This window comes from Mesorhizobium sp. P2_B11 (assembly GCF_056404855.1).
The window spans coordinates 41471-53673 of the sequence record NZ_JBFUDF010000014.1; the positions used below are offsets into that span (position 1 = coordinate 41471).

At 65.0% G+C, this 12203-nt stretch carries 9 protein-coding genes; 1 reads left to right on the forward strand and 8 read right to left on the reverse strand.

The genetic code is table 11. The features are described 5' to 3' along the window. Nucleotide 1: 1 nt before the first annotated feature. From tssE to tssA, 5 genes are read right to left on the reverse strand one after another with little or no spacing between them, the layout of a single operon-like run. Entirely contained in the window at nt 2-757 is a 756-nt protein-coding gene (gene tssE / locus AC1DYJ_RS30400; protein ID WP_477288758.1) for a type VI secretion system baseplate subunit TssE, read from the reverse strand. Continuing rightward, nucleotides 744-1193, reverse strand: coding sequence for an Hcp family type VI secretion system effector (locus AC1DYJ_RS30405; RefSeq protein WP_023673716.1), 450 nt, complete (start codon nt 1191-1193; stop codon nt 744-746). Before AC1DYJ_RS30405 ends, tssE begins: the two co-directional genes overlap by 14 nt. Nucleotides 1194-1249: 56 nt before the next feature. Further along, nucleotides 1250-2758, reverse strand: coding sequence for a type VI secretion system contractile sheath large subunit (gene tssC / locus AC1DYJ_RS30410; protein WP_477288708.1), 1509 nt, complete (start codon nt 2756-2758; stop codon nt 1250-1252). Nucleotides 2759-2761: 3 nt separating this feature from the next. Beyond that, nucleotides 2762-3301 carry a type VI secretion system contractile sheath small subunit gene (tssB, locus tag AC1DYJ_RS30415; RefSeq protein ID WP_477288710.1) on the reverse strand — a complete coding sequence of 180 codons (540 nt, stop codon included), beginning with the start codon at nt 3299-3301 and terminating at the stop codon, nt 2762-2764. A 6-nt stretch (nt 3302-3307) separates the two neighbouring features. Next, nucleotides 3308-4486 carry a type VI secretion system protein TssA gene (tssA, locus tag AC1DYJ_RS30420; RefSeq protein ID WP_477288712.1) on the reverse strand — a complete coding sequence of 393 codons (1179 nt, stop codon included), beginning with the start codon at nt 4484-4486 and terminating at the stop codon, nt 3308-3310. A gap of 325 nt (nt 4487-4811) precedes the next feature. Here tssA and tssH point away from each other — a divergent pair, with 325 nt between their 5' ends. Then, the gene (tssH, locus tag AC1DYJ_RS30425) at nt 4812-7628 is read left to right on the forward strand and encodes a type VI secretion system ATPase TssH (protein ID WP_477288761.1); all 2817 of its coding nucleotides are present in this window, start codon (nt 4812-4814) and stop codon (nt 7626-7628) included. On the opposite strand, the gene AC1DYJ_RS30430 is transcribed toward tssH, so the two are convergent. Genes AC1DYJ_RS30430 through AC1DYJ_RS30440 form a run of 3 tightly spaced genes read right to left on the reverse strand, consistent with a single transcriptional unit; the run spans nt 7629 to nt 12203 of the window. Further along, a complete protein-coding gene (locus tag AC1DYJ_RS30430; RefSeq protein ID WP_477288714.1) occupies nt 7629-8864 on the reverse strand; it encodes a VWA domain-containing protein in 1236 nt (411 codons plus the stop codon). 2 nt (nt 8865-8866) lie between these two features. Beyond that, nucleotides 8867-11119 (reverse strand): DUF5682 family protein, encoded by a 2253-nt coding sequence (locus tag AC1DYJ_RS30435; RefSeq protein WP_477288716.1) that lies wholly within the window; start codon nt 11117-11119, stop codon nt 8867-8869. Between the two features lie 4 nt (nt 11120-11123). Continuing rightward, a complete protein-coding gene (locus AC1DYJ_RS30440) occupies nt 11124-12203 on the reverse strand; it encodes an ATP-binding protein (RefSeq protein WP_477288717.1) in 1080 nt (359 codons plus the stop codon).

Below are 12203 nucleotides of genomic sequence, written 5' to 3' on the forward strand. Positions count from 1 at the left end.
CTCAGGCTTCCCTGAACTCGGTGCGCGCCACGCCGTTGTCGAGATTGATCGTCGTGCGCAGGCGCATGCGCTCTGGCGTCGGCGTCATGATAAGCACCGCATCGATCTCGATTTTCAGGCCGGTCTTGTCGCCAAGATTGACTGTGACCTTCGTCGCGCTTTCCTTCAGCCGAGGCTCGAAGGTGGCGAGCACGGCGCGAATCTCACGCGCCAGCTCATCGCGGTCGAAGTCGCGCGACGAACGGCCCGAGAAGGCCGGCACGCCATAATTGACGACACTGCGGCGCACCTCCGGAAAGTCGTCCAGCGCTGTCGGACTGTCGGTCATCTGCTCGGCCTCGAGATCGGAAAGCATGGGCGCCGACTCGAAGCGTTCGGTGTTGAACAACGCCTCGATGTCGCGCCGCACGGCCTCGCGCAGCACGTCGGGCGACACCACGATGCCGCGGCTTTCGAGTTCGCCGCGGTGCCGGTTCTGAAACGCCAGCCTGTGCAGCCGGCGTTTCTGATCGGGGTTCAATGCGTCGTCGGCGTCGATCCGCCTCGGTCCGTCCGCCAGCAGCTCGTCGAGACGCTGCTCGCCGAGTTCGTCGTGCAGAGCCTGCCTGAGCCCGTCTATCTCGGAACTCAGGCCGGGCAAATCGTTGACGAGGCGGTCCCAGAGCGAAGGCTGTACTGCCTCGCGCTTGGCCCGTGAACCGCCCGCCTGTGCCTTGTCCGCGGCAGGGCGCTTTGCACGCCCCTCACTTGCCGACATAGACATCCATTTCGGCTTCGTCATTGTCGTCATAGACGAACTTGATCTTCTTGTAGGCGAAGGAGACCTCCTCCTGGATCAGGTCGGCTTCATCGTCGGCCTGCGACATGTCGTATTCCATGATCGAGGCGTCGGTCAGGGTGACGACCAGATAGTCCTTGCTCTCGCCGTCGATGGTCCGGCGCGCCGAGAACTTGACCTCGTCCAGCGCCTTGTTCTCGAACAAGGCCTTGGCCAGATAGGGCGAGGCCTTGTCATAGTGCTTGGTGAACTTGATCATGCCCATCGACACGCGGCCGCGGCGCGAGAGGGAATTGGGGTCATAGGGCGCGACCATCTTGTAGTCGACGCCATGGATTTCGATCTCGTCGTCGTGGCCGTCGCGCGTGCTGGGGCCCTTGATATCCGGAACTTTCAAAAAACCGTCGATCTTCATTGTGGGCATTTTCGTTCTCCACCGCTTTCAAACAAAACAAGGTTGGTTGCTGCAAATCAGGTCTTCACGGACGGCAATTCCGACACCAGCCGGAGCGAGGCGTTGATGCCTTCCAGCTGGTAGTGCGGGCGCAGATAGAAGCGGGCGTTGTAATAGCCCGGCCGGCCCTCCACGCTGTCGACCTGCACCTCGGCGGCGGCAAGCGGACGCTTGGCGCGTGCCTTGTCGTCGGCGAAGGCCGGGTTGGCCAGCACGTACCGGTTGATCCATTCGGTCAACCAGATCTGCATGTCGGAGCGTTCTTTGAACGAGCCGATCTTGTCGCGCGCAATAGCCTTGAGGTAGTGCGCGAAACGGGAAACAGGGAACAGATACGGCAGGTTGGCGGAGAGCCGTTCGTTGGACTGGGCGTCGGGATCGACAAGGCGTCCGGCACGCGTCTCGTCGTCCTGCAGCGAGTGGGCGCCGATGAAGGCGGCCAGATCGGTGTTCTTGCGGTGCAGGATCGGCATCAGGCCGAGCTTGGCCAGTTCCGCCTCGCGCCGGTCATCGATGGCGACCTCGGTCGGGCATTTCATCGCGATCGAGCCGTCATCCGTCGGGAAAGCGTGCACCGGCAAATTGAGCACCGTGCCGCCGTTCTCGACGCCGCGGATCTGCGTGCCCCAGCCATAGAGCTTGTGGCTGCGGTTGATGTTGACGCCCATCGGGAAGGCGGCGTTCATCCAGACATATTTGTTGTGGTCGCCCTGAACCTCCTCCTCGAAGGAGAAGCCCTTGACCGGAACGGTCTCGGAGCCATAGGGCAGACGCGCCAGCACGCGCGGCATGGTCAGCCCGATATAGCGGGCGTCCTCGCTCTCGCGCAGCGACTGCCACGAGGCATAGGCCGGATTGCTCACGATCATCTGCAGGTCCTGCGGGTTAGGCAGTTCCTGCCAGCTGTCCATGCGGAACAGCCGCGGCGAGGCGGCGGCGATGAACGGCGTGTGCGCCGAGGCGCAGATGCCGGAGATGTTGCGCAGCAGGCCGACGTCGCGCGGATGGTTCGAAAACTCGTAGGCGCCAACGATGCAGCCGATCGGCTCGCCGCCGAGCATCGAATACTCGTCCGTGTAGACTTTCTTGAAGATCGGGCTCTGGTCCCACATCTGGCCTTCATAGTCTTCAAGCGTGTCGGCCAGTTGCTCCTTGGAGATGTTCATCACCCGGATCTTGAGATGCTTGGCATCCGTCTCGGTGTTGTTGATGAGATACCAAAGGCCGCGCCATGTGCCTTCCATCTCCCGCACTTCCGGGGCGTGCAGGATTTCGTTGACCTGCGTCGTCAGCATCTTGTCGATGCCGGCGATCAGCGACTTGATCGACTTGATCGAATTCGACGAAATCGTCGTCGTCTCCGAGCGCGACTGCGCCGCCAGCGCCAGGTTGCGCACAAGCTGCTGCAGCTTCTCGCTGTCGTCCTTCTTGACCTTGAAGTCTTTTTCCAGCAGCTGGCTGAACTCTCCCAGGTCGACGGCCCCGGCCTCGGCGACGGATGCTGCGGTCTTTTGCTGTTCGGCCATGATTTATTCCTCGCCCTTGTCGTCGTCGGACATCGCCTGGCTGGCGATCTGTGCCAGCAGCGGCTGATTGTTCAGCAGCTGGGCGATGCGCTTTTCGGCATCGACGCGACCGTCCATGAAGCCGAGCAGTTCCTCGAGCTGGCGCCGCATCTTGAGGATCTCGGCCAGTTGCGGAACCTGTTCAGCGATCTTGTCAGGAGCGAAATCGCCCATCTTGGTGAAGGTCAGGTCGAGTGCGAGCTCTTCGTCGCGCTCCTGGCCTTCGGCCTGCGGCAAGGTGTTCTTCACCCGCGCCTTGACCCTGGGCCCCATTGCTTCCATGAATTTGGGGAAGCGGTTGGCATCGGTCTCGACAAAGGAACGGTCGAGCACCGTCTTTGCCGCTTCCCTGGTCTGCGATGCGCCCGACAGGTCGGCCATCACGCCCATGACGAACGGCAGTTCGATCGTCGTCGGGCTGCCGTAGGTTTCGACATCGTAGGCGATCTGCACGCGCGGGGCGCGATTTCGCTCGATGACCTTCGCTTTGCTTTCGGCTGGCATGTGTTGCTACCTTTCATCCTTCTGGGCAGTCTTCTTGGCGTCGGGAACGCCGGCGAGCAGCCGGAATTCCTTCAGCCCCGACGGGGCGAGATCTTCCATCAGTTCAACAAAATCCATGTGCACCATCCGGCGCACCCGGCGGGCGAGATGCGGGATCGGGCTCGACGGCTCGGTGCGGTCGTAGAACGCCACCACAAGGTCGAGGCACTTCACCACATCGTCGCGCGAGGAAATCCTGTCAGGGAGCCCTGCACCTGGCTCTGCGTAGCTTGCCATCGTCTCGGCTCCATGACCGTTTCTGGCCGGCATTGCCGGGCTTGCCGTGGCAGGCGCCGGGCTGGCTGCGCCATTCGTCGCCGCCGCGGCCGTCGTTTCCACCGCCGTGTTGCGTTCCAGCGTCGTCAGCAAACGCTGCAGGAACCGCTTTAATTCCGGAACGGCAGCGCCACTGCCTTCAAGGCGGGCGTTCAGCGCCGTATCGACCGAGTCGAGCGCTTCGATCGCGCCGTGAGCATTGGCGATCAGTGCCGTCATCTGTTCACCGGCCTGATCCAGCTGCGCGGCGCATCCGCTGCCCACCCGGTTCAGGAGCTGCCCATGCGCGCTGACCAGCGCCGCCTTCTCGGCGGCATTCAATCCCGAAGCCGCTTCCTGAAGCATGACGCGGTCGTCAAGCGCGCCCTGTTCCAGATCGCGTCCTGTGATCGGCCCCATGGGTCGTGGCGCGAAGAAAACCATCTGCCTGAGGTCCGCCAGCAGCCCGTCCTGGCCATTCTGCAGGTCGGCCAGCGCGTTGAGGCGGCGCAAGGCGGCCTCGCGCGGCGTCGGACTGGGCCGCAGCGCCGGGTGCATCGTCTCCCAATGCGCCTCAAAAGTCCGCGCGATCAGTGTCAGGCCCTGCGCCAGCCCGGCGAGTCCCTCTTCATTGGCGAGCGCCCGGGCGACGATGACAAGCAGGCGCAGGTCGCGGCCATGTGAACGCAATTCCTCGGCCTTGCCGAGAACGGCAGGCCAATCGACGGGTATCGTCGATTGCGCGGCAGGCTTGTTGCGCCCGTCATGGACAACCTTGACCTGCGGCTCGGTGAGGCGCTCGAGCTCGTGAAAGACCGGATCGTTGCGCAAGTCTTCGCCTGACGGATTTTCACCGTCCAACGGAGCAAGCCAGAGTGCGAGATCGATCACAGCTACCCCCAGCGACCGGCTCTAAAACCGTACGTGACCCAACGTTAGCACACGGTTGCACCCTACCACAATTCGGCAAACCGCTCAAAAGTTAACGGGCGCTACCGCGAGCCAGTGCAACTGCATCTCGAATGGCGCAATCTATGGTCTGCTTGCCCGGCCCCGTATGTGAAGCGCATCGCATAGAATTGGAAAAATTCGTGGTTGTCTGCATTTGGTGGCGCGGGACTTTCCACAAAGGGAAGCGGCCGGCTGAATGACGCGCTTTGTCAAGCGGCTGCTTATGTGGCAGGCTGTCGACGGGCAGATTGCAGGAGCACGTTCGATGGAACAGCGCCGGTCATCGCAGGGTTTCAAACGCAAGGAACTGGTAGGCAAGCTCAATCCGGTCTGCCTGCGCGCCTTCAAGGCCGCAGCCGACAGCGCCAAGCTGCGCGGCAATCCCTACGTCGAACTTGTCCATTTCATCGAGCAACTGGTGCTGTCCGAACGCTCGGACGTGCAGATGATCATTGCCGATGCCGGCATTGATGCCAGCCGGCTGACCAGCGACATGACCCGGGCCGTCGACAAGCTACCTTACGGCGCCACCTCGATCGAGGAGTTTTCCGACCATATCTTCCACGCCATCCAGGAAGCCTGGAACCTGGCGACGCTGGAATTCGGCATGGAGGAGGTGCGCAGCGCCCATATCGTGCTCGCCTGCCTGAAGACGCCGGTGCTGGAAGGCCTGGTGTCGAAAATCAGCGGCGAGTTCGACAAGATCGACGCCGACGCGGTCATCGCCCGCTTCGCTGAAGTGGTGGAAGGCTCGCTTGAAGCCGGCGCTGCGGCCGCAGCTACTCCCGCCGCCGAGGCGCCGCGGCGGGCTCCGGGCGGGGATTCTGCGCTGGCCAAATACGCCACCGACCTGACCCAGCGCGCCCATGACGGCAAGATCGATCCGGTCGTCGGTCGTGACCCGGAAATACGGCAGATCATCGATATCCTGATGCGGCGCCGGCAGAACAACCCGATCCTGACCGGCGAGGCCGGCGTCGGAAAAACGGCGGTGGTCGAGGGCTTTGCCTTGCGCATCGCCCAGGGCGACGTACCGCCGCCGCTGCAAGGCATCAGCGTGCGGATGCTCGATGTCGGCCTGATGCAGGCTGGCGCCAGCGTCAAGGGTGAGTTCGAGAAGCGCCTGAAGGCGGTCATCGACGAGGTTCAATCCTCCGAAAAGCCGATCATCCTGTTCATCGACGAGGCGCACACGCTGATCGGCGCCGGCGGTGCCGCCGGAACCGGTGACGCCGCCAATCTCTTGAAACCGGCGCTGGCGCGCGGCGAGCTGCGCACCATCGCGGCCACCACCTGGGCCGAATACAAGCAGCACATCGAAAAGGACCCGGCGCTCACCCGCCGTTTCCAGGTGGTCAAGATCGATGAGCCGTCGGAAGCAGTGGCCGTGCTGATGCTGCGCGGCGTTGCCGGCGTGCTCGAACAGCACCACGAGGTGCAGATCCTGGATGAGGCGATCGAGGCGGCGGTCGGCCTGTCGCATCGCTACATCCCGGCGCGGCAATTGCCCGACAAGGCGGTCAGCCTGCTCGACACCGCTTGCGCCAGGGTCGCGGTCTCGCAGCACGCGACGCCGGCCGAGGTCGAAGACATATTGCGCCGCCGCCAGGCGCTGGAGGTCGAAAGCGGCATCATCGGCCGCGAAGCGGCGATCGGGATCGAGGTGGCCGATCGGCAGGCGCGGGTCGACGCCGGGCTTACTGAGACCGAGACGACGCTGGCCGCCGCCGAGGCGCGCTGGGAGCGTGAAAAGGCGCTGGTTGCCGAAATCCTCGAATTGCGGGCGCGGCTGCGCGGCGACGGCGTGCCGCTCGATGAGGTAGCGACCGCTGAGGCCGACGCCGAAACGGCAGCGCCGGATCCGGAAAAGACCAAGGTTCCCAAGGCCGAGCCGCCCAAGGCTGAAACACCTAAGGCTGAAAAGCCCAAGGCCAAAACGTCGAAGGCGAAGGTCGAGGCCGAGACACCGGCTGCCGAACCAGCGCCGTCAGATCCGGCCGCCGATCTCGCGCGACTGCGTGAATTGATGGCCGAGCTTGCCACGGCACAGGGCGAGACGCCGCTGATCCTGCCGTCCGTCGACCGCAATGCGGTCGCTGCCGTGGTCCAGGACTGGACCGGCATCCCGACCGGACGCATGCTGTCCAGCCAGACCGAGAAGGCGCTGAAACTCGCTTCGACGCTCTCCGAACGCGTCGTCGGCCAGGACCACGCTATGGAGATGATCGCCAAGCGGGTGCAGACCAGCCGCGCCGGGCTCGGCGCGCCGGAAAAGCCGGTCGGCGTGTTCCTGCTCTGCGGCCCCTCCGGCGTGGGCAAGACCGAGACGGCGCTGGCGCTCGCCGAAACGCTCTATGGCGGCGAGCAGAACCTGATCTCGATCAACATGTCCGAGTTCCAGGAAGCCCATACCGTCTCGACGCTGAAGGGCGCACCGCCCGGCTATGTCGGCTACGGCAAGGGCGGCATCCTGACCGAGGCCGTGCGCAGAAAACCCTATTCGGTGATCCTGCTCGACGAGGTCGAGAAGGCGCATCCCGACGTCCACGAGATATTCTTCCAGGTCTTCGACAAGGGCATGATGGATGACAGTGAGGGAAGGCGCATCGACTTCAAGAACACGCTGATCCTGCTGACCTCCAATGTCGGCTCCGAAGTCATCATGGAGCGGACCGGCAACGGCACGGTGAGGGCAGGGCTCGACGGCCTCGACGCTGCGTTGCGCGGCCCGCTGCTGAAGGTCTTTCCGGCGGCCTTCCTCGGCCGTGTGGTGACCATCCCTTACTATCCGCTGTCGGATTCGATGATCGAGGCCATCACCCGCCATCAGTTCGGCAAGATCGCAAAGCGGCTGCGCGCCAGCCACGACGCCGAACTGGTGATCGGCGACGGCGTTATGGCGCTGGTCAAGGCGCGCTGCACCGAAATCGAGTCCGGCGGCCGCATGATCGACGCCATCCTGACCAACACGCTGCTGCCGGAACTCAGCCGCGGCGTGCTGAACCGGTCGCTAGACGGCGAGAAGATGACCAAGGTGACCGTCAGCGCCTCTGCCGACGGGTTCGCCTATTCGTTCGAATAGTCAGGTCTGACTGCTCGTTTCCGCCTCGGCGCGGATCAGCTTGATGTCGGCGCCAGCCGCCCAGGCGCCGATATCCTCGCGCCGCAACGCCGCCGCCATCATGTCGGGAAACAGGTCTGGCGTGCAGGCAAAGACCGGAATGCCGAGTGCGGCGACCGAGGCTGACATCGCGGGATCGTAGCCCGGCCGGCCCTGATCGGTCAGCGCCAGCAGCACCACGACATTGACGCCGGATCGCACCAGCGCCGCCAGCCGCCGCAGCAAGTCCTGGCCGTTGCCGCCTTCATAAAGGTCGGTGATCAGCACGAAATGCGACTTGGTCGGCCGCTCGATGCGGTCGGCGCAATAGGCGACCGCCTGGTTGATATCGGTGCCGCCGCCGAGCTGCACGCCAAACAGCACTTCGACCGGGTCGCTGAGCTCTTCGGTCAGGTCGACGATTGCCGTGTCGAAGCAGACGAGCTTGGTGCGCACAACCGGCAGCGAGGCCATCACAGCCGCGAAGATCGAGGCGTAGATCACCGAGCTCGCCATCGAGCCGGACTGGTCGACGCACAGAACCACCTCGTCGAGGTCGACCAGCCGGCGCTGCTTGCGCATGAAGCCGACCAGTTTTTCCGGCACGATGGTTTTGTGCTCGGGCTGATAGTGGCGAAGATTGGCCGAGATGGTGCGCGGCCAGTCGATATCGCGCTGGCGCGGGCGGTTGGTGCGTCGCGATTTGTCGAGCGCGCCGCGGATCGCTTCGGCGGTCTTCTGCTCCAGCCGCTGCATCAGCTTGGCGACGATGTCGGCGATGATGGTGCGGGCGATGTCCTTGGTCTTGGCCGGCATCACCGAGCGCAGCGAAATCAGGTCGGTGACGAGGTTAACGTCGGCCTCGATCGCCTTGAGGAATTCCGGCTCCATCAGCATCTGCTTCAGGTTCAGCCGTTCGAAGGCATCCTTCTGCACGATCTGGACGACCTGTGCGGGAAAGAACGACCGGATATCGCCCATCCATTGCGCGACGCGCGGCGCCGAGCGGCCAAGCCCGCCGCGCCGCTTGCGCGGGTCGGCATCGGCATTGGTGCCGTCGCCGTAAAGCGCATCGAGCGCCGACGACAGTTTCTTGTCGTCGGTCGAAAGGGCCGAGGAGGCCTCGTCATCGGCGCCGATCGCCAGCCGCCAGCGGCGCTCGCGCCCGCCGTCGCCAGAAGGTGCGGCGGAGGTATCCATGTTTGTCTCGTCCCCCATCGTCATGCTCCGCCCGCCAGCAAGGGCCCAAGCCGCTCCAGGTGCCTGCGCCAGGCCTCGCCACCATCCGGCGCCGGTGTCAGGCCGGCAGGCAGCCTGGCGGCGCGGCCGAGCACCGCCTCGATCAGCCGCCGGCGCTCCATCGAGTCCAGATTGGAGAAGACGCGGCGCAGCAGCGGCAGATGCGCGATGAAGGCGTCCTCGTCGAGCGATTTGAGCCACGCATCGACGGCGCCGCGCAGGCCCTCGTCATAGATCAGCCGCTGGCCGGCGGTGCTGAAGAAGCCTTCGAAGAACCCGGCTGCCTGCGCCACCGGCGTTCCTGGCGACAGCCTGCGCCCGAGCAGTCCGGCAGCGTCCTCGGCCGACAACTGGCCGGCTTCGTAGAGGAGGTGCGCGGCGCAACCCGCGAGCAGCGCCGTCGAGCGCTGTCCTTCCAGCACGCCGGTCAGGCCGTTGCGCCAGGCGTCGAGCACGTCTTCGCCAGGCTCGACCAGGCGGATCGCCGCATCGGCTTTGCGCACCGCGCCAACCAGCGTTGTCGCCGCCTGCTCGTCGAGGTCGCGCACCGCATAGGGCAGCGCGATTGCGCCTTCGACGATCAGCCGTTCGAGCAGGCCGGACAGCCGGCTCGTCTCAGTCTTGCGCGCCTCGCCGTAACGGATGATATCGGCTAGCGGCGGTACCGAGGCCAGCATCTCCAGGCATTCGCTGCTGTGCGCCGCGCGCGCCTCCAGCGCCGCAAGACCGGCGCTCGAGGCCTCCGACAGATCCGCCGTGATGGCGCTCTGGACAAGGGCTGCGAGCGTGTCGAGGCTGGCGGCTGCACCGAGCATCTGGGTCAGGCGGCCATTGGCGGCCTTTTCGATGGTCGGGCCATAGACCAGGTTCTCGACCAGGCGCACTGCATATTCCGGCTCCCAGGCCAGCGTCCACTTTTCGCGAAACGTACCGCGGCTGCGGCCGGCATCGGCCAATTTGCCCCACTGCACGCCGAGCACGTTGAGCCGGTGCAGCAATGTCGAGCGAAACAGGCCGCTGTCGCTGCGCAAATCGACGGACAGTTCGCGCTCCAGCGCTTCCGGCTTCAGCCGCGCCGCCTTCTGGTTGCGCTGCAGATCCTCGATCAGCGGCGCCAGCGGGGTGTCCGGCGGAATCTCGCCGACATCGGCGCCAAGCAGCAACTCGGCTTCGACCAGCGACCACAGCACCGCTTCGCCGTTGAACAGCGCCGCGATCGCGGCATCGCGCAATTCCTCGAAGCCGGGTTTCGGCCGCTCGCGAATGGCGGCCAGCGTGCGGGCGAGCCGCTCGGCTTCGATCAGCGATGCCGTCGAGACCAGATGGCCTTTCGTCCGCAGCACCGCCGCGATCATCGCCAGCCACAGCGTCGCGGCATCGCGCCGCTCGCGTGTGCGCCACAGATGCTTGCACCAGCCGGGCGCAACCACGCCGGCACCATAACCGTAGCCCAGCGCCAGACGCGGTCCCGTCCATGGCGCCCATGTCATGGTGCTCTTGCGCCGGGCAATGCCCTTGATCAGCGCCAGATCGTTCTTCTGCGTGTGCGCGGCCTGCAGGGCCGGCACGTGCCATGCGCCGCAGACGACGGCGATCGGTCCGTCGAACTCCTTGCGCGCTGCAGCGATTTCCAGCCGCATATGCGCTTCACGTTTGGCCTCGAACGGCGCGATCGTGCCTTCGCCGTCGCGCAGCGTCGTCATCGCATCGGCGATGGCCGCGAAGATTGGGCCGGGCTGCGGGTTCTGCTCGATGATGTCGGCCCACCAGCTTTCACCGTCTTCATAGCCGGCCGCGTGCGCCAGCGTGCCGATCGGATCGCGATGCGAAGCCGGCTCGCCATCTTCATCGGCTTCGTCCTTGGGCTCGGTTTCGTCACCAGCCTCCGTCTCGTCAGGGCTTTCCTTCGCCGGTGCAGCAAACCGCGCCGATGACGGCAGGTCGATGAACCTGAGCGCTGCCTTGTTCTCCACCGCCCACACCGCCGCCTGGTATTCGGGCGAGAACTCGGCGAATGGCCAGAAACTTGTCGCGGCCGGATCGTCCTCGGGGTAGCACAGCAGCGCCACCGGCGGCTGCATTTCTGGACGCGCCAGCAGCGGCAGCAGCGCGGACGCATCGCTCGGCCCCTCGATCAGTACGGCAACCGGCTGCAGATCCCGCAGCGCCTGCACCAGGCTGGCGGCGGAGCCCGGCCCGTGATGGCGGATGCCGAAATAGACGACGTCGCTCATGACCTCAGATCGCTGCGTTCAGCGCCGCGTAATAGCCGGCATAGTCGGGCCGCTTCTTCAGCACCGTTTCGAGATACTCCTCCAGCACCACCTTGTCCTGCACCGGGTCCTTGATGATGGCGCCGACAAGGCTGGCGGCGAGGCCTTCGGCGCCGAGCTTGCCGCTGTCGAACCACGCCGCCTGGCTGAGGCCGCCGACCATGGTGGCGATCGCCTCGGCGGTCGACAGCGAGCCCGAAGGCGTCTTCAGCGTCACCTTGCCGTCGGCGGTGGCGCCAGAGCGCAATTCGCGAAAAATGGTCAGCACGCGGGCGATCTCCTCGCCGACATTCTTCGGCACCGGCAGGTCGAGCCCGCCGGCCATCTCGTCGACCCGCTTGGAAACGATCGCCACTTCTTCGGCCATGTCTTCGGGCAGCGGCAGCACCACCACGTTGAAGCGGCGCTTCAGTGCGGAGGACAATTCGTTGACGCCCTTGTCGCGGTTGTTGGCGGTGGCGATGATATTGAAGCCGCGCTGGGCATAGAGCGAGGTGTTGAGCTCCGGGATCGGCATCATCTTTTCCGACAGCACGGTGATCAGCGTGTCCTGCACGTCGGAGCCCATGCGCGTCAGCTCTTCCAGCCGGCAGAGCTTGCCGCTCTCCATGGCGCGGTAGAGCGGCGTCGGCACTAGTGCCTCCTGGCTCGGGCCCTTGGCCAGCAGCTGCGCATAGTTCCAGCCATAGCGGATCTGGTTCTCGTCGGTGCCCGCCGTGCACTGCACGATCAGTGTCGAGTCGCCCATGATGGCGGCGGCGAGATGTTCCGACACCCAGGATTTCGCCGTGCCGGGAACGCCGAGCAACAGCAGCGCGCGGTCGGTGGCGAGCGTGGCCACCGCGGTTTCCATCAGCCGGCGGCGGCCGACATACTTTGGCGAAATGACGGTGCCGTCGCTTGCCTTGCCGCCGAGCAGATAGGTCAGCACGGCCTTCGGCGACAGGCTCCATCCCGCCGGCTTCTGGCGGTCGTCATTGAGCGCCAACGCCTGCAGTTCGGACGCATAGGCCTGCTCGACCGGGAGACGGATGGCTGCGTTCAT